Source organism: Streptococcus mitis (assembly GCF_023110375.1).
Taxonomy (GTDB): Bacteria; Bacillota; Bacilli; order Lactobacillales; family Streptococcaceae; genus Streptococcus; species Streptococcus mitis_CI.
Genome location: NZ_JALDVV010000018.1, coordinates 1 through 23,732 on the forward strand (window position 1 = coordinate 1; position 23,732 = coordinate 23,732).

Here is a 23,732-nt window from a genome sequence, read left to right on the forward strand (position 1 = left end):
ATCAAAAAAGAAAGGACAAATTTCGTCCTTTCTAGATCTTAGCTTTTATTCAACCCACTACAGTTGACAAAGAGCCCTTTAAATTGGGCTTTCTGTTCATTTGAAACCTGATAAATCAAGCTATAGAAGGCGGTAGACGGATTTGAACCGACGATCAAGCTTTTGCAGAGCCGTGCCTTACCACTTGGCTATACCGCCTTAACGTTTATTATTATACCTTGAAAATGATTTTCAGTCAATAGCTTTTTCAGATTTTTTGTATCAATAAGCCTAAATATTCTGAAAATTCGTTTACTTTTCTTGAAATCTATGATATAATTGATGATAACCTATACTTTATTTATAAGAGGAGTAAATAAATGAAAAAAAGTCAAGTGCTTGCTGTAGCGGGAGCTACCTTATTAGCGTCAGGAGTTCTAGCTGCGTGTTCAAACACTAGTTCGAATAATGCTAAACTAGCAAAAGATTACCAATATGTTTATCAAACAGATCCAGAAACCTTGGATTATATCGTCAGCAATATCGATTCAACATCATTCGTCACAACAAATGCTGTAGATGGTTTGTTGGCTAATGATAAATATGGTAACTTGGTTCCTTCTATTGCTGAATCATGGACAGTTTCAAAAGATGGTTTGACTTATACCTATAAAATCCGTAAGGATGCTAAATGGGTTACAGCAGAGGGAGAAGAATACGCTCCTGTAACTGCTAAAGACTTCGTTACTGGTTTGAAACATGCCGTAGATGGAAAATCAAAAGGACTTTCAATCGTTAGCTCTTCTATTAAGGGATTAGAAGCCTATATCAAGGGTGAAACAAGCGATTTTTCAACCGTTGGAGTAAAAGCACTTGATGATCAAACACTAGAATATACCTTGAACCAGCCAGAAACTTTCTGGAATGATAAGACCACTAGTGGTGTTTTGATGCCGGTTAATGAAGAATTCTTAACTTCAAAAGGTGAAGGTTTTGGTGCCCCAACCGATGCTAACTCTATTCTTTATAACGGTCCATTTGTCTTAAAATCTGTAACTCCAAAATCATCTATCGAGATGGCTAAAAATGATGCTTACTGGGACAAAGAAAATGTAAAAATTGAGAACGTTAAGTTCACTTTCTGGGATGGTAAGGACCAAGATGTGATTGCTAAAGGTTTTGCTGATGGTCAATATAGCAAGGCTCGTATCTTCCCTACAAGTTCTACATATGAAAAATATGCAGCTGACTTTAAAGATAACATTTACTTTAATGAACCAGGAGCGGGTGTTGCAACTGTCAGCTTGAATTATGGCCGTACAACCTATAACCACACTGCCAAAACAAGTGATACCCAAAAGACATCTACTCAGAAAGCATTGCTAAACAAGGAATTCCGTCAAGCCTTGAACTTTGCTGTCGATCGCAATTCTTACTCAGCTCAAACAAATGGTACTGATGGAGCTGCAGTAGCCATCCGTAATACGTTTGCACCTTATAATCTTCAAGTTGGTAAGAAAACATTTGGTGAATTGGTACAAGATAGCTTGGCTAAGACAAATTCTTCTACTTGGTCAAACGTATCTCTAGCAGATTCTCAAAATGGCCTTTACAATGAAGAAAAAGCTAAAGAAGTCTTTGCTAAAGCAAAATCAAGTCTACAAGCTGAAGGTGTTGAATTCCCAATCCACTTGGATGCCTTGGTTATCCAAGAATCAACAGCGGTTGTAAACCGTGTTCAATCATTGAAACAATCAATTGAAAAAGTATTGGGTTCAGATAATGTTGTTGTAGACTTACAACAAATGACTCAAGCGGAAGCTTTACCAATTTCATTTAGCGCTCCAACAGCTAAAGAGCAAGACTGGGATATCCATACCTTGCTAGGATGGAACCCTGACTATCAAGATCCTTCTACTTTCTTGGATCAATTCGTCCTTAAGGGAGGAAGCACTCGTCTTTACCTTGGTATTGACCAAAACACAGATGCATCAGTAGTAAGCAAACTTGGTTTAGCTGACTATGGAAAATTACTTGATGACGCAAACAGCGAAAACCAAGATGTTCAAAAACGTTATGAAAAATACGCGGTGGCACAAGCTTGGTTGACTGATAATGCTTTGACAATTCCAGTAATGGCTTCTCCTAAAGAAACAGCGGTTTCATATGTTTCAAAAGTTCTACCATTTAGCTCTTCATATTCAGTAGCCGGCCTTAAAGGTGAAAATTCAGGATACTTGAAGTACACTGAAGTTGGTGAAAAAGCAATCACCAAAGAAGAGTATGAAAAAGCTCGTGAAAAATGGTTGAAAGAAAAGACTGAGTCAAATGAGAAAGCTCAAAAAGAATTGGCAAGTCATGTGAAGTAAATAATTTTCAATAGAACTTTCTCTCCATGAGGAGAAGGTTCTTTTGGGATTTTTAAAGGAAATGATATGAAAAAATATATTTTTATGCGTGTTTTGCGGTCCTTGGTTTCTATCTTCTTAGTAACAACCTTGACCTACACGATTATCTATACAATGGTTCCTCGAAAATTGATTTTCAAACAGGATACCAACTATAACAAGATTGCGACAACTGCTGATAAACGTGATAACTATGAGAATACTGTTTATGAGCGTATGGGCTATATCGAGTACTACGATACCAAAGAGTTGCAAGAAAAAGCTAGCCAGATGGATGCTTCTGTAACAGTTGAAGCCAATGACACCAACAAGGCTATCTATGAAAAATACATCAAACAAATCGGTCATGGTTGGACCTTGGGAGAATTTACTGAAAGTGGCCAATTCTACGCTACTCGTGAAATCCCAATTTTTGAACGTGTTTTCAAATTCTATGCTAACTTGATTGACATTGATCATACAAATAAAATTCAAGACCCTGAAAATCCAGACTTGAAACGTTACCTTCGTTTTGAAAATGATCCAGCTATCGGATGGTCCTTGGTCGGTTCAGGAACAAAACACAAATATCTCTTGTACTTCAACAGTCAGTTCCCATTTGTGCATCAAAACTTTGTGAACATTAATTTAGGTGACTCTTATCCAACCTATGCTAATAGCCCTGTTTTACAGGTCATTACTCAAGGACAAGGACAAACAAAAACATCTCAAGTTCAGTTCCCAACAGGTAAGAAAACTTCTTCTGTAAATATTTACTCAAGAACCTATAAATCACCTAGTCAGGCTGACTCTCGTGAAGTAGCTAACTACGGAAAAGATGATCCTTATACTGCAACTGAAAGCAACTACCAATATCCTTCTATGATTGCTAGCTCTGCAGTCGTTGGATTGATTGGTTTGGTGATTTCTTATGCGATTGCCGTGCCACTTGGTTCAGCTATGGCTCGCTTCAAGAATACTTGGATTGATAGCTTCTCAACAGGGTTTTTGACCTTCTTGATGGCCCTTCCAACCATTGCCTTGGTTTACATTGTTCGTTTGATTGGATCATCAATTGGTCTTCCAGATTCATTCCCTATTTTGGGTGCTGGAGATTGGCGTTCGTATGTTTTACCAGCAGTGATTCTTGGTTTGTTGGGTGCTCCTGGTACAGCTATTTGGATTCGTCGTTACATGATTGACTTGCAATCACAGGACTTTGTTCGTTTTGCTCGTGCCAAAGGTTTGTCTGAAAAAGAAATTTCAAACAAACACATCTTTAAAAATGCCATGGTTCCGCTGGTTTCAGGAATTCCTGGTGCCGTTATCGGGGTTATTGGTGGTGCAACCCTTACTGAAACAGTCTTCGCCTTCCCAGGTATGGGTAAAATGTTGATTGACTCTGTAAAAGCATCTAATAACTCTATGGTCGTTGGTCTTGTCTTCATCTTTACATGTATTTCTATCTTCTCACTTCTTTTGGGAGATATTTGGATGACTATTATTGACCCACGTATTAAATTGACTGAGAAAGGAGGCAAATAATGTCTACAATCGATAAAGAAAAATTTCAGTTTGTAAAACGTGACGATTTTGCCTCTGAAGCTATTGATGCGCCAGCTTATTCATACTGGGGTTCAGTGTTTAGACAATTTATGAAGAAGAAATCAACTGTAGTCATGTTGGGAATCTTGGTAGCTATCATTTTGATGAGTTTCATCTACCCAATGTTTTCTAAGTTTGATTTCAATGATGTCAGCAAGGTAAACGACTTTAGTGCTCGTTATATCAAGCCAAATGCTGAGCATTGGTTCGGTACAGACAGTAACGGTAAATCTCTTTTTGACGGTGTCTGGTTCGGAGCTCGTAACTCTATCCTCATTTCTGTGATTGCGACAGTAATTAACTTGGTTATCGGTGTTTTTGTCGGTGGTATTTGGGGAATTTCAAAATCAGTTGACCGCGTGATGATGGAAGTTTACAACGTCATCTCAAACATCCCATCTCTTTTGATTGTCATTGTCTTGACTTACTCAATCGGAGCTGGATTCTGGAATCTGATTTTTGCCATGAGTGTAACAACATGGATTGGGATTGCCTTCATGATTCGTGTGCAAATCTTGCGTTACCGTGATTTGGAATACAATTTGGCGTCACGTACCTTGGGAACACCAACCTTGAAGATTGTTGCCAAAAATATCATGCCTCAATTGGTATCTGTTATTGTGACAACCATGACTCAAATGCTTCCAAGCTTTATCTCATACGAAGCCTTCTTGTCATTCTTCGGTCTTGGATTACCAATTACCGTGCCAAGTTTGGGTCGTTTGATTTCGGATTATTCACAAAACGTAACAACCAATGCTTACTTGTTCTGGATTCCATTGACAACTCTTGTCTTGGTATCCTTATCCCTTTTCGTAGTTGGTCAAAACTTAGCGGATGCTAGTGATCCACGTACACATAGATAGGAGTAGAAATGACAAAAGAAAAAAATGTAATTTTGACTGCTCGCGATATTGTCGTGGAATTTGACGTTCGTGACAAAGTATTGACAGCCATTCGCGGCGTTTCCCTTGAACTAGTTGAAGGAGAAGTATTAGCCTTGGTAGGTGAGTCAGGATCAGGGAAATCTGTTTTGACAAAGACATTCACAGGTATGCTTGAAGAAAACGGTCGCATTGCCCAAGGTAGTATTGACTACCGTGGTCAAGATTTGACAGCTTTATCTTCTCACAAGGATTGGGAACAAATTCGTGGCGCTAAGATTGCGACTATCTTCCAAGATCCAATGACTAGTTTGGACCCAATTAAAACAATTGGTAGTCAGATTACAGAAGTTATTGTAAAACACCAAGGAAAAACAGCTAAAGAAGCGAAAGAATTGGCCATTGACTACATGAATAAGGTTGGGATTCCAGATGCAGATAGACGTTTTGATGAATACCCATTCCAATATTCTGGAGGAATGCGTCAACGTATCGTTATTGCGATTGCTCTTGCCTGCCGACCTGATGTCTTGATTTGTGATGAGCCAACGACTGCCTTGGATGTGACCATCCAAGCTCAGATTATTGATTTGTTGAAATCTTTACAAAACGAGTACCATTTCACAACAATCTTTATCACCCACGACCTTGGTGTGGTGGCAAGTATTGCAGATAAGGTAGCGGTTATGTATGCAGGAGAAATCGTTGAGTATGGAACTGTTGAGGAAGTCTTCTATGACCCTCGCCATCCATATACATGGAGTCTCTTGTCTAGCTTGCCTCAGCTTGCTGATGATAAAGGGGATCTTTACTCAATCCCAGGAACACCTCCGTCACTTTATACTGACCTGAAAGGGGATGCCTTTGCCTTGCGTTCTGACTATGCAATGCAGATTGACTTCGAACAAAAAGCTCCTCAATTCTCAGTATCAGAGACACATTGGGCTAAAACTTGGCTACTTCATGAGGATGCTCCAAAAGTAGAAAAACCAGCTGTGATTGCAAATCTCCATGATAAGATTCGTGAAAAAATGGGATTTGCCCATCTGGCTGACTAGGAGGAAGGAAATGTCTGAAAAATTAGTAGAAATCAAAGATTTAGAAATTTCCTTCGGTGAAGGAAGTAAGAAGTTTGTCGCAGTTAAAAATGCTAACTTCTTTATCAACAAGGGAGAAACTTTCTCGCTTGTAGGTGAGTCAGGTAGTGGGAAAACAACTATTGGTCGTGCCATCATCGGTCTTAATGATACAAGTAATGGGGATATCATTTTTGATGGTCAAAAGATTAATGGTAAGAAATCGCGTGAACAAGCTGCAGAATTGATTCGTCGTATCCAGATGATTTTTCAAGATCCTGCCGCAAGTTTGAATGAACGTGCGACTGTTGATTATATTATTTCTGAAGGTCTTTACAATCATCATCTGTTCAAGGATGAAGAAGAACGTAAAGAGAAAGTTAAAAATATTATCCGTGAAGTGGGGCTTCTTGCTGAGCACTTGACTCGTTACCCTCATGAATTCTCAGGTGGTCAACGTCAACGTATCGGTATTGCCCGTGCCTTGGTCATGCAACCAGACTTTGTTATTGCGGATGAGCCCATTTCAGCCTTGGACGTTTCTGTGCGTGCTCAAGTCTTGAACTTGCTCAAAAAATTCCAAAAAGAACTTGGTTTGACCTATCTCTTCATCGCCCATGACTTGTCTGTCGTTCGCTTTATTTCAGATCGTATCGCAGTTATTTACAAGGGTGTTATTGTAGAGGTTGCAGAAACAGAAGAATTGTTTAACAATCCAATTCACCCATATACTCAAGCCTTGCTTTCAGCGGTACCAATCCCAGATCCAATCTTGGAACGTAAGAAGGTCTTGAAGGTTTACGACCCAAGTCAACACGACTATGAGACTGATAAGCCATCTATGGTAGAAATCCGTCCAGGTCACTATGTTTGGGCTAACCAAGCCGAATTGGCGCGTTACCAACAAGGGTTAAACTAATAATGGTTTTATAATTTCCATAAAAATTGATATGGGAATTATAAACCTTTTTTTGTTGGACTGATTTGAAAAAATCTTTGAAAGTATCCTGAAAGAATTTTCGAAAAATTTTAAAAAATTCTGAAATATTCTTGACAGGTGATGAAAAAGGTGGTAAGATAGGAAACATCAAAAAAGAAAGCAGAAAAAGAAATGAATAAGAGACAAGCTGTAACGATGAATCAAAACTTTTACTTTAGCTACTTTAGATAGTGTTTGTAGACATGTCACCATGGATGCAAACAGTTCAAGCAATTTGTTTGTATCTATGTGGCTAAGATTTTTGATTGTGGTCCATATAGATGAATATCTAAATGGACTAGCAAAGTTATAACTTGTTAGATTATTTCAAGCATCCGTTTAGATAGTATCTAGGCGGTTTTTTGTTTTATCTTTTCTGAGAAGGAGTTTCATTATGAAAGTTGTTCGAAAATTACTAGCACCCCTCTTGGTAGTGGGGATTCTCTTGACCTCTCTGATCATTTTGCATCAGTTGAAGGCAGATAAGAAAAAAGATGTATTTCGTATCGGTATTTCACAATTTATTACCCACCAGTCTCTAGACGCTACCAGAGAAGGCTTTGTGGATGAGTTGGATAAGCAAGGCTATGTTGAGGGGAAAAATATTGAGATTGATTTGCAAAATGCACAGGGAGAACAACGAAACCTAAAAACGATTTCCCAGCAACTAGCAGAATCTAGTGATGTCGTTCTAGCCATCGCAACGCCTTCTGCTCAGAGCTTGGCCAATACAACACAAACGACACCTGTTATCTTTTCAGCGGTAACAGATCCTGTCAGTGCCAAGTTGGTAGAGTCAAGAGAGCATCCTGGGGGCAATGTAACTGGGACAAGCGATCAGTCATCAGATGCCATTTCAACCCAAATCAATTTGATAAAGAAAGTGTTGCCCAAGGCTAAAACGATTGGAATTCTTTATACTCAGAGCGAGCCAAACTCAGTTGTCCAAAAGGATGAAGCTAAGCGCCTTCTGGAAGAAAAAGGCTTTACCGTTGTTGAAAAAACAATCTTGGACAGTAACAACGTCAAGGCGGTAGCAGAAAGCTTGATGGCAGAGGTGGATATGGTTTTTGTCCCAACGGATAATATCATTTCGTCAACCATGGAAACAGTTAAGCAGGTTTCTATTAAACACAAGGTTCCAGTATTCGGTGGTTCAACAGAAATGATTGCTGTTGGTGGCTTGTATAACTACGGAACCAATTATGAAGAATTGGGACGCCAGACAGCAAGAATGCTGATTCGTGTTTTAAAAGGTGAGAATCCAGAAAATATAGCAGTTGAGTTGCCTGAAAAACTGGAATTGCATACCAATCAAGAAATGGCAGATGCACTAGGAATTGATATTAGCAAGTTAGAAAGCAAGGAATAAGGAGGTTTAAGATGAATTTTGTGTTATCTAGTTTATCAGAAGGTTTGTTGTGGTCGATTATGGCGATTGGGGTCTACTTGACTTTCCGTATTTTGGATATTGCGGATATGACTGCTGAGGGAGCCTTTCCTCTGGGGGCAGCTGTCGTTGTATCACAGATACAGGCAGGGACAAATCCTTGGATTGCGACCTTACTTGCTTTGTTAGCAGGTATGATTGCTGGTCTTGTATCAGGAATGCTCCACACCAAGATGAAAATCCCAGCTCTCTTGACAGGGATTGTGACCTTGACAGGGCTTTATTCGATCAATATTAAAATCATGGGAAGTGTGCCCAATCTTTCCTTGGGAGATTCTTCGACTGTCTTTAAACAGTTGGCGAGCTTGGGGCTGTCAAATGAAGAAGCTGTTTTCTCACTCAGTTTAGCTTGTCTCTTACTTGTTTGTTTGGTCTTGACTCTTTTGATGAAAACAGAGATTGGCTTGGTCTTGCGTTCGACTGGGGACAATATTCCGATGAGTGAGGCCAATGGGGTCAATGTAGACACGATGAAGATTGTTGGTTACATGATTTCAAATGGCTTGATTGCCCTATGTGGTTCCTTGTTTGCCCAAAATGATGGATTTTCAGATGTGACTTCTGGGACAGGAACTATCGTTGTTGGTTTGAGTGCAGTCATTATTGCGGAAGTCTTGATTCACGACTTGACCATTGGAGGCCGCTTGTTATCCATCGGAATTGGTGCTATTGTTTACCGTTTGATTATTTTAAATATCTATGAAATTCCAAATCTAGATCAAAACCTAGTTCGTCTCTTTAATGCAATCTTGCTTGCCTTGGTTTTATTTGCGCCAGAATTGCAAAAGAGATTAAAGATTCGTGGTCTGAAATTGAGAAATGAATAGGAGGAGAAAGTTATGGCAAGTTTGTTAACACTTGAAAATATTCACAAAACATTTGAAGCAGGGACGGTCAATGAGAACCATGTCCTCAAAGGATTAGATTTAGAGGTTGAAGAGGGAGATTTTATCTCTGTAATTGGTGGAAATGGAGCAGGGAAATCCACTTTGATGAATATCTTGGCTGGTAATTTATCTGTGGATGAAGGGGACCTTTTATTGGCAGGCAAATCCATTAAAAATCTGAGTGTAAGAAAGAGAGCCAAGGATATCGCCCGTGTTTTTCAAGATCCTAAGATGGGAACAGCTTTTCGTTTGACGATTGAGGAGAATATGGCTATTGCCTTGAGACGTGGGCAGAAGAGAGGGCTTGGTTGGGGCGTGAAGGAGAAGGAGAGAATCCAGTTCCAAGAGGCCTTGAAAGAGTTGAATATTGGCCTTGAAAACCGCTTGAAAGTGGATACTCAATACCTCTCAGGAGGACAAAGACAGGCCTTGACCCTAGTCATGGCAGCTCTGGTGAAACCCAAACTTTTGCTTTTGGATGAACATACTGCGGCACTTGACCCGAAAACGAGTCAAATGGTGATGGATTTGACGCAAAAGATTGTGGAACACCATCAGTTGACGACTTTGATGATTACCCACGATATGAACCATGCGATTGAGTACGGAAATCGTCTTATTATGCTCTATCAGGGTAAGATAGTGGTGGATGTCAAGGGAGAGGAGAAAAAGCATCTGACGGTTGAAGATCTCATGCATCTCTTCCAGAAAAATAGTGGCCAAAGTCTAGTTAGTGATGAATTAGTTTTGGGATAAAGAAAAAGGCTGAGATGTGGTGTCTCAGTCTTTTATTAGTACAAATGGATAGGCAGAAATATGAAATTGATACTCTTCGAAAATCTCTTCAAACCGTGTCAACTCTATCTGCAACCTCCAAACCGTGTTTTGAGCAGCCTGTGGCTAGCTTCCTAGTTTGCTCTTTGATTTTCAGTGAGTATAAACTCAGTAGGGAGCTCTCTTTTGCAGAAAAGCAGGGTTCTTTTTGCTGTCTATTCCCTCCCTGAAAGCGTAAAACAAACTAGTCAGGGTGGCTAGTTTGTGGTATAATGAAAGAGACTCAAAAAGAAACAGGAGAAAAATGATGGATTTACTATTAGCAATTGTATTGATTGTGCTAGCTTTTCTAGGAGGAGCTCTTGGAGGGATGTACTTGGTTCGTAAGCAAATCGAAAAAGAATTTGCTGACAACCCACGTTTGAATGCTGAAGCAGTTCGTACTCTTTTGAGTGCAAATGGTCAAAAACCAAGCGAAGCTAAGGTACAACAAGTTTACCACCAAATCATCCGCCAACAAAAGGCAGCCCTTGCTAACAATAAAAAGAAAAAATAAATAAGGAAAAGTCTGGGATGAAAGTTCCAGACTTCTCACTATGTTGGCTAAGTGTTTAGGGATGAGACTTTTTCCTTGCATTCTATTGATATTTGATTATGATTAAGAGAGATAGTTATTGATTAGGCTGTCATTCAGTTCATAAGGAAGAATAATCATAATGAACTATCAATCAGAAAAAAGACTAGAAAGAAGACTGTATGGATAATCGACCAATTGGTTTTTTGGATTCGGGTGTCGGGGGCTTGACCGTTGTGCGCGAGCTCATGCGTCAGCTTCCCCATGAAGAAATCGTCTATATTGGGGATTCGGCACGGGCGCCTTACGGGCCCCGTCCTGCTGAGCAAATTCGTGAATATACTTGGCAGTTGGTCAACTTTCTTTTGACCAAGGATGTCAAAATGATTGTCATTGCTTGTAATACTGCGACTGCGGTCGTCTGGGAAGAAATCAAGGCTCAACTAGATATTCCGGTCTTGGGTGTGATTTTGCCAGGAGCTTCAGCAGCCATCAAGTCCAGCCAAGGTGGGAAAATCGGAGTCATTGGAACACCCATGACGGTACAATCAGACATCTACCGTCAGAAAATCCATGATTTGGATCCGGACTTACAGGTGGAGAGTTTGGCCTGTCCCAAGTTTGCTCCCTTGGTGGAGTCTGGGGCTCTGTCAACCAGTGTCACTAAGAAAGTAGTTTATGAAACCCTACGTCCCTTGGTTGGAAAGGTGGATAGCCTGATTTTGGGTTGTACCCATTATCCACTGCTCAGACCTATTATTCAAAATGTCATGGGGCCCAAGGTTCAACTTATCGATAGTGGGGCAGAGTGCGTACGGGACATCTCAGTCTTACTCAATTATTTTGAAATCAATCGTGGTCGCGATGCCGGACCACTCCATCACCGTTTTTACACAACAGCCAGCAGCCAAAGTTTTGCACAAATTGGTGAAGAATGGCTGGAAAAAGAGATTCATGTGGAGCATGTAGAATTATGACAAATAAAATTTATGAATATAAGGATGAGCAGGACTGGTATGTTGGGTCCTATGGTATTTTTGGTGGCGTCCGGACGTTGACGGATGATGATTTGAATTTTCCTCTATTGGAGTTTGCCCAAAGATTTCGAGATGAGGATCGAGGTTTCCCGATTTCAGTTACTGTTTTACGCTATGGTTCTCGCTACCGTTTATTGTCTTTTGTGGTAGATATACTAAACCAAGAAGCAGGTCGCAATCTAGAAGTCATCCAACGTCAGGGAGCTTTGCTCTTGGTTGAAAATGGGCAACTCCTGCATGTAGAATTGCCCAAGGAAGGTGTTGATGTAGAAGCATTCTTTGAGACAAACAAGGTCAGAGAAACCTTATTGATTGCGACTCGTAACGAGGGCAAGACCAAGGAATTCCGAGCTATCTTTGACAAGCTAGGCTACGATGTGGAAAATCTCAATGACTATCCTGACTTGCCTGAAGTAGCAGAAACAGGCATGACCTTCGAAGAAAATGCCCGTCTCAAGGCAGAAACTATTTCTCAATTAACGGGCAAGATGGTTTTGGCAGATGACTCAGGTCTCAAAGTCGATGTCCTTGGTGGCTTGCCAGGTGTCTGGTCAGCTCGTTTCGCAGGTGTGGGAGCTACTGACCGTGAAAACAATGCCAAACTCTTGCACGAATTGGCCATGGTCTTTGAACTCAAGGACCGCTCGGCTCAATTCCATACAACCCTAGTCGTGGCCAGTCCAAACAAGGAAAGCTTGGTTGTTGAAGCAGACTGGCCTGGCTACATTAACTTTGAACCTAAGGGTGAAAATGGATTTGGTTACGATCCTCTCTTCCTTGTAGGAGAGACAGGTAAGTCCTCAGCTGAATTAACCCTTGAAGAAAAAAATAGCCAATCTCACCGTGCCTTAGCCGTTAAGAAACTTTTGGAGGTATTTCCATCATGGCAAAGCAAACCATCATTGTAATGAGCGATTCCCATGGCGATAGCTTGATTGTGGAAGAAATCCGTGATCGCTATGTAGGCAAAGTTGATGCCGTTTTTCATAACGGCGATTCTGAACTGCGTCCTGATTCTCCCCTTTGGGAAGGCATCCGTGTTGTTAAAGGGAACATGGACTTCTACGCCGGCTACCCAGAACGTTTGGTGACCGAGCTTGGTTCGACCAAGATTATCCAAACCCATGGTCACTTGTTTGACATCAATTTCAACTTTCAAAAGTTGGACTACTGGGCTCAGGAAGAAGAGGCCGATATCTGTCTCTATGGTCACTTGCATGTGCCAAATGCTTGGATGGAAGGAAAGACCCTCTTTCTAAATCCAGGTTCTATCAGTCAACCACGTGGGACCATCAGAGAATGTCTCTATGCTCGTGTGGAAATTGATGACAGTTATTTCAAAGTCGACTTTTTGACACGAGACCATGAGGTGTATCCGGGCTTGTCCAAGGAGTTTAGCCGATGATTGCCAAGGAGTTTGAGACTTTCTTGTTGGGGCAAGAAGAAACTTTTTTGACTCCTGCTAAAAATCTAGCCGTTTTGATTGATACCCACAATGCAGATCACGCGACCCTCTTGCTCAGTCAGATGACCTATACCCGTGTTCCTGTTGTGACAGATGAAAAACAGTTTGTTGGGACGATTGGGCTCAGAGATATTATGGCTTATCAGATGGAGCATGACTTGAGTCAAGAAATCATGGCAGATACGGATATCGTTCATATGACGAGAACGGACGTAACGGTTGTTTCGCCTGATTTTACCATTACGGAGGTCTTGCACAAGTTGGTAGATGAGTCCTTCTTGCCGGTTGTGGATGCGTCTGGTATTTTCCAAGGGATTATCACGCGCAAGTCTATCCTCAAGGCAGTGAATGCCCTCTTGCATGACTTTAGTAAGGAATATGAGATTCGATGCAAATGAGAGACAAGATTTCAGCCTTTTTAGAGGAAAAGCAGGGCTTATCTGCCAATTCTAAGCAGTCATATAAGTATGATTTAGAACAGTTTTTAGATTTGGTAGGTGAGCGGATTTCTGAGACCAGTCTCAAGATTTACCAAGCCCAGCTAGTCAATCTAAAAATCAGCGTCCAGAAGCGAAAGATTTCGGCCTGTAACCAATTTCTCTACTTTCTCTATCAAAAAGGAGAAGTGGATAGTTTTTACCGCTTGGAATTAGCTAAACAAGCTGAAAAGAAGACAGAAAAGCCAGAAATTTTAGATCTAGACTCTTTTTGGCAGGAAAGTGCCTATCCAGAGGGCCGTTTACTGGCTCTTCTTATCCTAGAAATGGGGCTCTTGCCGAGTGAGATTTTGGCTCTCAAGGTTGAGGATATCAATCTGGATTTTCAGGTGTTGCGAATCAAGAAGGCTTCCCAACAGAGGATTGTCACCATTCCTACGACCTTACTGTCAGAATTGGAACCCTTGATGGCCCAGACCTACCTCTTTGAAAGGGCAGGGAAAGCCTATTCTCGTCAGTGGGCCTTTCGTCAGTTAGAAGCTTTTGTCAAGGAGAAAGGTTTTCCAGCCTTATCAGCCCAAGCCTTGCGGGAACAGTTCATTCTACGACAAATTGAAAACAAGGTCGATTTGTACGAAATTGCAAAAAAATTAGGATTAAAAACAGTCCTCACCTTAGAAAAATATAGATAATGGATATTAAATTAAAAGATTTTGAAGGGCCCCTGGACTTGCTCTTGCACCTGGTTTCTAAGTACCAGATGGATATCTACGATGTGCCTATTACAGAAGTCATCGAACAGTATCTAGCTTATGTCTCAACCCTGCAGGCCATGCGTCTGGAAGTGACGGGTGAGTACATGGTTATGGCCAGTCAGCTCATGCTGATCAAGAGCCGCAAGCTCTTGCCAAAGGTGGCAGAAGTGACAGACTTGGAGGATGATCTAGAGCAGGATCTTCTTTCCCAAATCGAAGAATACCGCAAGTTCAAGCTCTTGGGTGAGAATTTGGAAGCCAAGCACCAAGATCGGGCCCAGTACTATTCCAAAGCGCCGACAGAGTTGATTTACGAAGATGCGGAGCTTGTGCATGACAAGACGACCATTGACCTCTTTTTGGCTTTTTCAAATATCCTAGCAAAGAAAAAAGAGGAGTTTGCACAGAATCACACGACTATCTTGCGGGATGAGTATAAGATTGAGGACATGATGGTTATCGTGAAAGAGTCCTTGGCTGGACGGGAACAATTGCGCTTGCAGGATTTGTTCAAGGAAGCCCAGAATCTCCAAGAGGTCATTACCCTCTTTTTGGCAACCCTAGAGTTAATCAAAACCCAGGAGCTGATCCTCGTGCAAGAGGAAAGTTTCGGAGATATTTATCTCATGGAAAAGAAGGAAGAAAGTCAAGTGGCCCAAAGCTAGACTTGATAGAGAGGAAAGATGAGTACTTTAGCAAAAATAGAAGCGCTCTTGTTTGTAGCGGGTGAAGATGGGATTAGAGTCCGCCAGTTAGCTGAACTCCTCTCTCTGCCACCGACAGGCATCCAACAGAGTTTAGAAAAATTAGTCCAGAAGTATGAAAGGGACCCAGATTCCAGTTTGGCCCTGATTGAGACAGGGGGCGCTTATAGATTGGTGACCAAGCCTCAGTTTTCAGAGATTTTGAAGGAATACTCTAAGGCACCTATCAACCAGAGTTTATCTCGGGCTGCCCTTGAGACCTTGTCCATCATTGCCTACAAACAGCCCATCACACGGATAGAGATTGATGCCATCCGTGGTGTCAACTCGAGTGGGGCCTTGGCAAAGTTGCAGGCCTTTGACTTGATACGAGAAGACGGGAAAAAAGAAGTGTTGGGTCGCCCCAACCTCTATGTGACTACAGATTATTTCCTAGATTACATGGGGATAAATCATTTGGAAGAATTACCAGTGATTGATGAGCTTGAGATTCAAGCCCAAGAAAGCCAATTATTTGGTGAAAGGATAGAAGAAGATGAGAATCAATAAGTATATTGCCCACGCAGGTGTGGCCAGTAGGAGAAAAGCAGAAGAGTTAATCAAGCAAGGCTTGGTGACGGTCAACGGCCAGGTGGTACGTGAACTCGCAACGACCATCAAGTCAGGAGACAAGGTCGAAGTAGAAGGTCAACCAATCTACAACGAAGAAAAGGTTTATTATCTGCTTAACAAACCACGAGGTGTTATTTCCAGTGTGACAGATGACAAGGGCCGTAAGACAGTTGTGGACCTCTTGCCCAACGTGAAAGAGCGCATCTACCCTGTAGGTCGTTTGGACTGGGATACATCAGGAGTCTTGATTTTGACCAATGATGGGGATTTTACGGATGAAATGATTCACCCTCGTAATGAGATTGATAAGGTTTATGTTGCGCGTGTTAAAGGTGTGGCCAATAAGGACAATCTTCGTCCCTTGACCCGTGGACTTGAGATTGATGGCAAGAAAACCAAGCCGGCTGTCTATGAGATTCTCAAAGTGGACCCAGTTAAAAACCGCTCTGTGGTACAGTTGACTATCCATGAAGGGCGTAACCACCAGGTTAAAAAGATGTTTGAAGCTGTCGGTCTTCAAGTGGACAAGTTGTCACGGACCCGTTTTGGACATCTAGACTTGACAGGACTCCGTCCAGGAGAATCCCGTCGTCTTAACAAAAAAGAAATCAGCCAACTACACACCATGGCTGTAACCAAGAAATAATGAAACGAATCTTAATAGCGCCAGTACGCTTTTACCAACGGTTTATCTCACCAGCCTTTCCACCCTCTTGTCGCTTTGAGCCGACTTGTTCCAACTATATGATTCAGGCTATTGAAAAACATGGCTTCAAGGGTGTTTTGATGGGCTTGGCTCGGATTTTACGTTGCCATCCCTGGTCGAAAACAGGTACGGACCCCGTCCCAGACCATTTTTCTTTAAAGAGAAATTCAAAATAATACTCAATGAAAATCAAAGAACAAACTAGAAAACTAGTCGCAGGCTGCTCAAAACATGGTTTTGAGGTTGTAGATGAAACTGACGAAGTCAGCTCAAAATACTATTTTGAGGTTGCAGATAGAACTGACGAAGTCAGTAATATCTATACGGTAAGGCGACGTTGACGTGGTTTGAAGAGATTTTTGAAGAGTATAAATTGGATTCTAATGTATAAAACACAGATAGATGATACTTGGTATTTATCAAGTGCCATCTATCTGTGTTTTTATTTATTATTGATGTTTCTGCTATTTATTCTAAAATGTTTTTACCTTCTTTAACACGCCAATGATAATCCGATAAAATAATATCTTCAAGAGAGTAGCTAGCCTTCCAATCAAGATATTTTTTAGCTTTTGATGCGTCTGCTAGGACGCTGGCTGGGTCACCAGCACGGCGAGCAACAATTTCGTGTGGTATTTTTTGATTCAGTAATTCTTCGGCAGTTTTAAAGATTTCTTTGACGGTATAGCCTTTTTCAGTTCCTAAGTTAAAGATTTGAGAAGAACTGTTTTCTTGAAATAGGTAGTTCATTCCTTTAACATGAGCCTGTGCAAGATCCAAGACATGAATGTAATCTCGAATACATGAACCATCGCGTGTATCATAGTCATCTCCAAATATTTTTAGGCTATCATTTTGTCCCAATGCGGTCTTGTTGATATTGGGAATGATGTGAGTTGGATTTTTCACACGCAGGCCGTTTGAAGCATCCATTTCAGCCCCAGCAACATTAAAGTAACGGAAAATGACATATTTCCAGTCGTAGCGATTAGCCATCCAGTAAATCATTCGTTCGCCCATCAGTTTTGTCTCTGCATAAGGATTGACAGGATCGAGCAGGGTATCTTCAGTTGCTGGCTTGTCAATACAGTTATTACCATAGAGGGATGCAGTAGAAGAGAACATGATTTTTTGAATGCCAACTTCAGATAAGACTTTGAGAACTTGGTTCATACCAGCAACATTGGCAGTGAAGTATTTACTTGGATTTTCAATACTTTCGCTCACAACAATCTCACCTGCACAATGGAGAACAGCATCAATCTGATTTTCTTCTAAGTAAGTTTTTAAGGCGCTAGCATCATAAACATCCAGTTGTTTAAAGCTAGCACGACTATCTACAGCCGTTCGATTTCCTGTAGAGAGATTATCTAGAACATGTACCTGATAGCCAGCATTTAAAAGAGCTTTAACGGTATGGGAGCCAATGTAGCCAGCCCCACCTGTAACAAGAATTGTTTTGGTCATGATTTTTTCCTTTTCCTAGTTTTGTACTATTTTAAAGAAATAAGAATGCAAAGTCAACTATTTTCTGCAGATTTCATGAAAAAACTAAACAAATATAGCATTGAATTGTTTTTTGTTTGGAAATTAATAGTTTGGTTAATCTTGGAATAGTTCTTAGATTTCACATCACATGCAAGAAAATATAATCTTTTTCTAAGATAGAGCAGGACTAAGATACTAATTTAGAAATCCACCTTCCCGCTATCCTTCTCCTATAAAAAGTGGTAAAATGGATGAAAGAAAGAAGGAACTGAAATGACAACATTATTTTCAAAAATCAAAGAAGTAACAGAACTTGCTGCGATCTCAGGTCATGAAGCACCTGTCCGTGCTTATCTTCGTGAAAAGTTGACACCGCACGTGGATGAAGTGGTGACAGATGGCTTGGGTGGTATTTTTGGTATCAAACATTCAGAAGCTGCAGATGCACCGCGCGTCTTGGTCGCTTCTCACATGGATGAAGTTGGTTTTATGGTCAGCGAAATAAAGCCAGATGGTATCTTCCGTGTCGTAGAAATCGGTGGTTGGAATCCTATGGTGGTTAGTAGCCAGCGCTTTAAACTCTTTACTCGTGACGGTCGTGAAATTCCTGTGATTTCAGGCTCTGTTCCGCCACATTTGACTCGTGGTAAGGGCGGACCAACCATGCCTGCCATTGCAGATATCGTCTTTGATGGCGGTTTTGCGGATAAGGCTGAGGCAGAAAGCTTTGGAATCCGTCCTGGTGACACCATTGTCCCAGATAGTTCCGCTATCTTAACAGCCAATGAAAAAAATATCATTTCAAAAGCTTGGGACAATCGCTATGGAGTTCTTATGGTGAGCGAGTTGGCAGAAGCTCTGTCAGGTCAAAAACTCGGAAATGAACTCTATCTTGGCTCTAACGTCCAAGAAGAAGTTGGTCTCCGCGGTGCTCATACATCTACAACCAAGTTTGATCCAGAAGTCTTCCTAGCAGTTGATTGCTCACCAGCAGGTGATGTTTATGGCGGTCAAGGCAAGATTGGGGATGGAACCTTGATTCGTTTCTACGACCCAGGTCACTTGCTTCTCCCAGGGATGAAGGATTTCCTTTTGACAACTGCTGAAGAAGCTGGAATCAAGTACCAATACTACTGTGGTAAAGGCGGAACAGACGCTGGCGCAGCTCATTTGAAAAATGGTGGTGTCCCATCAACAACAATCGGTGTTTGCGCTCGTTATATCCACTCTCACCAAACCCTCTATGCAATGGATGACTTCCTAGAAGCTCAAGCTTTCTTGCAAGCCTTGGTGAAAAAATTGGATCGTTCAACAGTTGACTTGATTAAAAATTATTAAACTTAAGGAGGTGGTAGGGATGGTAGAACCAAACCTAGAAATCCTTGTAAAAGATCTTTACAATCATGCTCGACATGATTTGAGTGAAGATTTAGTTGCTGCTCTCCTAGAGACTGCTAAAAAACTGTCTACTACAAATGAGCAATTGCTGGCAGTTCGTCTCTCAGGCCTGGTCAATCGTGAATTGCTCCTAAATCCCAAACATCCGGCACCTGAGTTGCTCAACTTAGCTCGCTTTATTAAAAGAGAAGAAGCTAAGTACAGAGGAACCGCAGCTTCTGCGCTTATGTATGGGGAGCTCTTTAAAATGCTTTGATTCCATTGTGAATCAAAGCATTTTTCTATATGTTAGAAAAGCAATTCTAGATTAGGAAAAGAAAAAAGCCATCCTATTTAGGATAGCTTCTTGGTTCTTAGATTTGTTCAGCGATGACCTTTTCAGCTAGATTCATAGCGTGGTCAGATACACGAGTATAGTGGGAAATGATGTCGATAAAGTTGACCCCAGCTTGTGTTGAACACTCGCCCTTGTTGAGGCGTTTGATGTGGGTCTTTCTGAGAACACGTTCCATATTGTTGATTTCTTTATGGCGGTCAATCAGACTTTGAGCTTTTTCAATATCATTGTTTTCCACGCTGTCAAGGGCATCTTTGATAAAGCCAGTGGTCTTTTGATAGATATCAGCTAATTCCTGTAAAGCAGCTTCAGAGAACTCAACGTTTTTACGTTGAAGGTAGTCAGTCAGGTTGATTAGCGCTTCTGCGTGGTCCCCAATTCGTTCCAAATCGCGGGATGAATCAAGAATGTTGGTGAGCACTTCACTTTCTTTCTGGCTAAGAGCTTCACTTGAAAGAGTAATAAGGTAACGAGTCAATTTTTCATCAATGGTATTGATGGCTTCTTCTGTCTTGTGGCCTTTTTCAGCAACCTTTTCATTGAGGTTAATGATGTAGTTGTATGAAAGGTCAAAGGCTTTAGAAGCATAATTTCCTAAGTGAAGGAGTTCTTTTTTGGCATTTCCGAGAGCGATTGATGGAGCTTGTTTAATCAAATGCTCATCAAGATAAAGTGGCTCGTACTTGACAACTTCATCTTCACCAGGGATGAGCTTGGTTACAAAGTAGGCCAAGGCTCCGATGAATGGAAATTGGATAATAGTATTTGTGATATTAAAGGTTCCGTGGGCGAAGGCAATGGTCATTTCTGGAGCCAGATTGAGTGTAGATTCAAACCATTGAATCAAGCCAGTGAAAGGTACAAGGAAGACAATACAGATAACCGTACCAATCACGTTAAAGGCGACATGGGCACCAGCAACACGTTTGGCAGCGATATTAGCTCCAAGAGAAGCAATAATAGCTGTAATGGTCGTTCCGATATTATCACCAAACAAGACTGGTAGGGCACCTTGTAGATCAATCAAACCACTTGCGTAAAGATTCTGTAGGATACCGATAGTTGCGGAAGAAGCTTGAATGAGTAGGGTTAGTCCAGTTCCGACAAAGACACCTAGAATAGGACTCTTGCTTAGTTCAACCATATAGTCTCTAAAGACTTGCAGGTCTTTTAGAGGTTCCATTGCACCGCTCATAAGATTGAGAGCGAAGAAGATACCACCTACACCAAAAATGATACGTCCGATGTTATTGATAGAGCGATTCTTGGTGAAGAAGAGACAAATCGCTCCGATGAAAAGCATTGGTAAGGCGTAATCTCCTAGCTTAAAACCGATGATAAAGGATGTAACGGTAGTTCCAATATTGGCACCCATGACAATACCGATAGCTTGACGCAAGGTCAAAAGTCCTGCGCTGACTAGCCCCACTGTAATGACTGTGACACCAGAACTTGACTGAATTAGCGCCGTCATACCGATACCAACTAGCACACCGAAGAACGGATTGCTGGTATATTTGTCAATGTAAAAACGAAGGCGATCTCCAGCAGCTTGTTGCAAACCGTCTCCCATGGTCTTGATACTATATAAGAATAGTCCCAGACCACCTAAAAAGTGAAATAAAATTTCCTGCCAATTAATGGACATTTCTTTTTCCTCCGAAAAATAATAACGGAATTTCTCCTATTCTATTTTAAAGGATAAAAGTAAATCTAACAAGTGTTAAGCTAAGATTTTAGAAAGAAAATTCGTTAGAAAAAGCAAAAATAATATACTCTAGCATGTCACAAAGATTAAATATCGAAAAATCTTGTGAAATCTTTCCTTATATTTCCAAAGTGTGATATAATAGTTTCGAATAAAATAAATAAAGGGGTTTTTGTAACATGGCAAAACTTACTGTTAAAGACGTTGACTTGAAAGGTAAAAAAGTCCTCGTTCGTGTTGACTTCAACGTACCTGTAAAAGATGGCGTGATTACCAACGACAACCGTATCACTGCAGCTCTTCCAACTATCAAGTACATCCTTGAACAAGGTGGACGTGCTATCCTCTTCTCTCACCTTGGTCGTGTAAAAGAAGAAGCAGACAAAGCTGGTAAATCACTTGCTCCTGTAGCTGCTGACTTGGCAGCTAAACTGGGTCAAGATGTTGCTTTCCTTCCAGGTGTCACTCGTGGTGTTGAATTGGAAGCAGCTATCAACGCTCTTGAAGATGGACAAGTTCTCTTGGTTGAAAACACTCGTTACGAAGATGTTGACGGCAAGAAAGAATCTAAAAACGATCCTGAACTTGGTAAATACTGGGCATCACTTGGAGATGGTATCTTCGTAAACGATGCATTCGGTACAGCTCACCGTGCACACGCATCTAACGTTGGTATCTCAGCAAACGTTGAAAAAGCAGTTGCTGGTTTCCTTCTTGAAAACGAAATTGCTTATATCCAAGAAGCAGTTGAAGCTCCAGAACGTCCATTCGTGGCTATCCTTGGTGGTTCAAAAGTTTCAGACAAGATCGGTGTTATCGAAAACTTGCTTGAAAAAGCTGATAAAGTCCTTATCGGTGGTGGTATGACTTACACATTCTACAAAGCACAAGGTATCGAAATCGGTAACTCACTTGTAGAAGAAGACAAATTGGATGTTGCGAAAGCTCTTCTTGAAAAAGCAAATGGTAAATTGATCTTGCCAGTTGACTCAAAAGAAGCAAACGCATTTGCTGGTTACACAGAAGTGCGTGACACTGAAGGTGAAGCAGTTTCTGAAGGCTTCCTTGGTCTTGACATCGGTCCAAAATCTATCGCTAAATTTGATGAAGCTTTGACTGGTGCGAAAACAGTTGTATGGAACGGACCTATGGGTGTATTTGAAAACCCAGACTTCCAAGCTGGTACAATTGGTGTGATGGACGCTATCGTGAAACAACCAGGAGTTAAATCAATCATTGGTGGTGGTGACTCAGCTGCCGCAGCGATTAACCTTGGCCGTGCAGACAAGTTCTCATGGATCTCTACTGGTGGTGGAGCATCAATGGAACTTCTTGAAGGTAAAGTTCTTCCAGGACTTGCAGCCTTGACAGAAAAATAAGATTTTATAACTAAATCAAAGAATAGAGGGATGAAAGTTCCTCTTTTCTTTTGCTTAAAATAAAAACGCTTCCTCTCAACTATTGCTCATAAAATCAGCCAATTTATGATAAAATGGAAATAGAAAGTTGAGATTATGAGTTATTTTAAAAAATATAAATTCGATAAATCCCAGTTCAGACTTGGTATGCGAACCTTTAAAACAGGTATTGCTGTTTTTCTAGTTCTCTTGATTTTTGGATTTTTTGGTTGGAAAGGCCTGCAAATCGGTGCTTTGACAGCCGTTTTTAGCCTGAGGGAGAGTTTTGATAAGAGTGTTCATTTTGGGACTTCGCGTATTCTAGGAAATAGTATCGGTGGCCTATACGCCCTGGTCTTCTTCTTATTAAATACCTTTTTCCACGAGGCTTTTTGGGTGACCTTGGTAGTTGTTCCAATCTGCACCATGTTAACCATTATGACAAATGTAGCCATGAACAACAAGACAGGAGTTATTGGTGGTGTAGCGGCTATGTTGATCATTACCCTATCAATACCAAGCGGAGAAACATTTTTGTACGTGTTTGCGCGCGTATTTGAAACATTTATGGGAGTTTTTGTCGCAATCCTTGTAAATTATGATATTGATCGTTTCAGAAATCTTTTAGAGAAAAAAAGATAATAATGTTACATTTTGTGACATTATTAATTGACGTATGGATTTTTTTAGACTATAATAGACAGAAAGAAGGAAATTGTAAATGAAGGAAAAAGAATTTCGTCGAAATATGGCTGTTTTTCCTATCGGTAGTGTGATGAAGTTGACCGATCTATCGGCGCGTCAGATTCGTTATTATGAAGATCAAGAGTTGATAAAGCCTGATCGAAACGAAGGGAACCGTCGCATGTATTCCTTGAATGACATGGATCGTTTGCTTGAGATCAAAGATTATATCTCTGAAGGTTTCAATATCGCTGCCATTAAGAAGAAATACGCTGAGCGTGAGGCGAAATCCAAGAAAGCAGTAAGCCCAACGGAGGTGCGTCGTGCGCTTCATAATGAGCTCCTCCAACAGGGACGCTTTGCTTCAGCGCAGTCACCTTTTGGTCGCGGTTAGGCAACCGCAAGTAGT

Annotated in this window: 25 protein-coding genes and 1 tRNA gene; 23 read left to right on the plus strand and 3 right to left on the minus strand. The window is 41.0% G+C overall.

Annotation, left to right across the window (positions count from 1 at the left end):
* Nucleotides 1-127: 127 nt before the first annotated feature.
* Nucleotides 128-198: transfer RNA gene (locus tag M1G12_RS09175), tRNA-Cys, on the minus strand.
* Between the two features lie 161 nt (nt 199-359).
* On the opposite strand from M1G12_RS09175, the gene M1G12_RS09180 reads away from it, so the two are divergent.
* The 18 genes from M1G12_RS09180 to yidD all read left to right on the plus strand — a co-directional run bounded on the left by M1G12_RS09180 (nt 360) and on the right by yidD (nt 16,487).
* The gene (locus M1G12_RS09180) at nt 360-2,348 is read left to right on the plus strand and encodes a peptide ABC transporter substrate-binding protein (RefSeq protein WP_004255889.1); all 1,989 of its coding nucleotides are present in this window, start codon (nt 360-362) and stop codon (nt 2,346-2,348) included.
* A 66-nt stretch (nt 2,349-2,414) separates the two neighbouring features.
* Nucleotides 2,415-3,911: an ABC transporter permease gene (locus M1G12_RS09185; protein WP_247939677.1), complete on the plus strand. Its 1,497-nt coding sequence runs from the start codon at nt 2,415-2,417 to the stop codon at nt 3,909-3,911.
* Nucleotides 3,911-4,837, plus strand: coding sequence for an oligopeptide ABC transporter permease OppC (oppC, locus tag M1G12_RS09190; protein WP_000103691.1), 927 nt, complete (start codon nt 3,911-3,913; stop codon nt 4,835-4,837). The genes M1G12_RS09185 and oppC overlap by 1 nt, the downstream gene beginning before the upstream one ends.
* 8 nt (nt 4,838-4,845) lie before the next feature.
* The gene (locus M1G12_RS09195; protein ID WP_000159550.1) at nt 4,846-5,913 is read left to right on the plus strand and encodes an ABC transporter ATP-binding protein; all 1,068 of its coding nucleotides are present in this window, start codon (nt 4,846-4,848) and stop codon (nt 5,911-5,913) included.
* A gap of 10 nt (nt 5,914-5,923) precedes the next feature.
* Complete coding sequence (locus M1G12_RS09200) at nt 5,924-6,850, plus strand: ATP-binding cassette domain-containing protein (protein ID WP_001291284.1); 927 nt, start codon at nt 5,924-5,926, stop codon at nt 6,848-6,850.
* Between the two features lie 454 nt (nt 6,851-7,304).
* Nucleotides 7,305-8,282: an ABC transporter substrate-binding protein gene (locus tag M1G12_RS09205; RefSeq protein WP_247949794.1), complete on the plus strand. Its 978-nt coding sequence runs from the start codon at nt 7,305-7,307 to the stop codon at nt 8,280-8,282.
* 11 nt (nt 8,283-8,293) lie between these two features.
* Complete coding sequence (locus M1G12_RS09210; protein WP_153199261.1) at nt 8,294-9,187, plus strand: ABC transporter permease; 894 nt, start codon at nt 8,294-8,296, stop codon at nt 9,185-9,187.
* A gap of 12 nt (nt 9,188-9,199) precedes the next feature.
* Nucleotides 9,200-10,003 carry an ABC transporter ATP-binding protein gene (locus M1G12_RS09215; protein WP_247949795.1) on the plus strand — a complete coding sequence of 268 codons (804 nt, stop codon included), beginning with the start codon at nt 9,200-9,202 and terminating at the stop codon, nt 10,001-10,003.
* Nucleotides 10,004-10,328: 325 nt separating this feature from the next.
* Nucleotides 10,329-10,577 (plus strand): YneF family protein, encoded by a 249-nt coding sequence (locus M1G12_RS09220; RefSeq protein ID WP_000364990.1) that lies wholly within the window; start codon nt 10,329-10,331, stop codon nt 10,575-10,577.
* Between the two features lie 200 nt (nt 10,578-10,777).
* Nucleotides 10,778-11,572 (plus strand): glutamate racemase, encoded by a 795-nt coding sequence (racE, locus tag M1G12_RS09225; protein WP_000370376.1) that lies wholly within the window; start codon nt 10,778-10,780, stop codon nt 11,570-11,572.
* Nucleotides 11,569-12,540 (plus strand): nucleoside-triphosphate diphosphatase, encoded by a 972-nt coding sequence (locus M1G12_RS09230; RefSeq protein WP_247949796.1) that lies wholly within the window; start codon nt 11,569-11,571, stop codon nt 12,538-12,540. Before racE ends, M1G12_RS09230 begins: the two co-directional genes overlap by 4 nt.
* Complete coding sequence (locus M1G12_RS09235) at nt 12,516-13,037, plus strand: metallophosphoesterase (protein ID WP_020902175.1); 522 nt, start codon at nt 12,516-12,518, stop codon at nt 13,035-13,037. Before M1G12_RS09230 ends, M1G12_RS09235 begins: the two co-directional genes overlap by 25 nt.
* Entirely contained in the window at nt 13,034-13,495 is a 462-nt protein-coding gene (cbpB, locus tag M1G12_RS09240; RefSeq protein WP_049550792.1) for a cyclic-di-AMP-binding protein CbpB, read from the plus strand. The genes M1G12_RS09235 and cbpB overlap by 4 nt, the downstream gene beginning before the upstream one ends.
* The gene (xerD, locus tag M1G12_RS09245; RefSeq protein WP_282186141.1) at nt 13,492-14,226 is read left to right on the plus strand and encodes a site-specific tyrosine recombinase XerD; all 735 of its coding nucleotides are present in this window, start codon (nt 13,492-13,494) and stop codon (nt 14,224-14,226) included. The genes cbpB and xerD overlap by 4 nt, the downstream gene beginning before the upstream one ends.
* Nucleotides 14,226-14,954, plus strand: coding sequence for a segregation/condensation protein A (locus M1G12_RS09250; protein ID WP_247949798.1), 729 nt, complete (start codon nt 14,226-14,228; stop codon nt 14,952-14,954). Before xerD ends, M1G12_RS09250 begins: the two co-directional genes overlap by 1 nt.
* An 18-nt stretch (nt 14,955-14,972) precedes the next feature.
* Entirely contained in the window at nt 14,973-15,542 is a 570-nt protein-coding gene (gene scpB / locus M1G12_RS09255; protein ID WP_247949799.1) for an SMC-Scp complex subunit ScpB, read from the plus strand.
* The gene (locus M1G12_RS09260; protein ID WP_001222228.1) at nt 15,529-16,251 is read left to right on the plus strand and encodes a pseudouridine synthase; all 723 of its coding nucleotides are present in this window, start codon (nt 15,529-15,531) and stop codon (nt 16,249-16,251) included. Before scpB ends, M1G12_RS09260 begins: the two co-directional genes overlap by 14 nt.
* On the plus strand, nt 16,251-16,487 hold the full coding sequence (gene yidD / locus M1G12_RS09265; RefSeq protein WP_084928164.1) for a membrane protein insertion efficiency factor YidD: 237 nt from the start codon (nt 16,251-16,253) through the stop codon (nt 16,485-16,487). Before M1G12_RS09260 ends, yidD begins: the two co-directional genes overlap by 1 nt.
* Nucleotides 16,488-16,779: 292 nt before the next feature.
* On the opposite strand, the gene galE is transcribed toward yidD, so the two are convergent.
* The gene (gene galE / locus M1G12_RS09270) at nt 16,780-17,778 is read right to left on the minus strand and encodes a UDP-glucose 4-epimerase GalE (protein WP_247949800.1); all 999 of its coding nucleotides are present in this window, start codon (nt 17,776-17,778) and stop codon (nt 16,780-16,782) included.
* A gap of 294 nt (nt 17,779-18,072) precedes the next feature.
* Between galE and pepA the strand changes: the two genes are divergently transcribed.
* Together pepA and M1G12_RS09280 are read left to right on the plus strand one after the other, a co-directional pair.
* A complete protein-coding gene (gene pepA, locus M1G12_RS09275; protein ID WP_247949801.1) occupies nt 18,073-19,137 on the plus strand; it encodes a glutamyl aminopeptidase in 1,065 nt (354 codons plus the stop codon).
* Nucleotides 19,138-19,156: 19 nt separating this feature from the next.
* Nucleotides 19,157-19,453: a bacteriocin immunity family protein gene (locus M1G12_RS09280; RefSeq protein WP_004255931.1), complete on the plus strand. Its 297-nt coding sequence runs from the start codon at nt 19,157-19,159 to the stop codon at nt 19,451-19,453.
* A gap of 97 nt (nt 19,454-19,550) precedes the next feature.
* Here the strand turns inward: M1G12_RS09280 and M1G12_RS09285 are convergent, their stop codons facing one another.
* Nucleotides 19,551-21,182 carry a Na/Pi cotransporter family protein gene (locus M1G12_RS09285; protein WP_247949802.1) on the minus strand — a complete coding sequence of 544 codons (1,632 nt, stop codon included), beginning with the start codon at nt 21,180-21,182 and terminating at the stop codon, nt 19,551-19,553.
* A 239-nt stretch (nt 21,183-21,421) separates the two neighbouring features.
* Between M1G12_RS09285 and M1G12_RS09290 the strand changes: the two genes are divergently transcribed.
* From M1G12_RS09290 to glnR, 3 genes are all read left to right on the plus strand, one after another.
* Nucleotides 21,422-22,621: a phosphoglycerate kinase gene (locus M1G12_RS09290; RefSeq protein ID WP_247949803.1), complete on the plus strand. Its 1,200-nt coding sequence runs from the start codon at nt 21,422-21,424 to the stop codon at nt 22,619-22,621.
* A 135-nt stretch (nt 22,622-22,756) separates the two neighbouring features.
* Complete coding sequence (locus M1G12_RS09295) at nt 22,757-23,281, plus strand: FUSC family protein (RefSeq protein ID WP_084864496.1); 525 nt, start codon at nt 22,757-22,759, stop codon at nt 23,279-23,281.
* A gap of 79 nt (nt 23,282-23,360) precedes the next feature.
* On the plus strand, nt 23,361-23,717 hold the full coding sequence (glnR, locus tag M1G12_RS09300) for a transcriptional repressor GlnR (protein ID WP_000659541.1): 357 nt from the start codon (nt 23,361-23,363) through the stop codon (nt 23,715-23,717).
* The last annotated feature ends 15 nt before the right edge of the window (nt 23,718-23,732 follow it).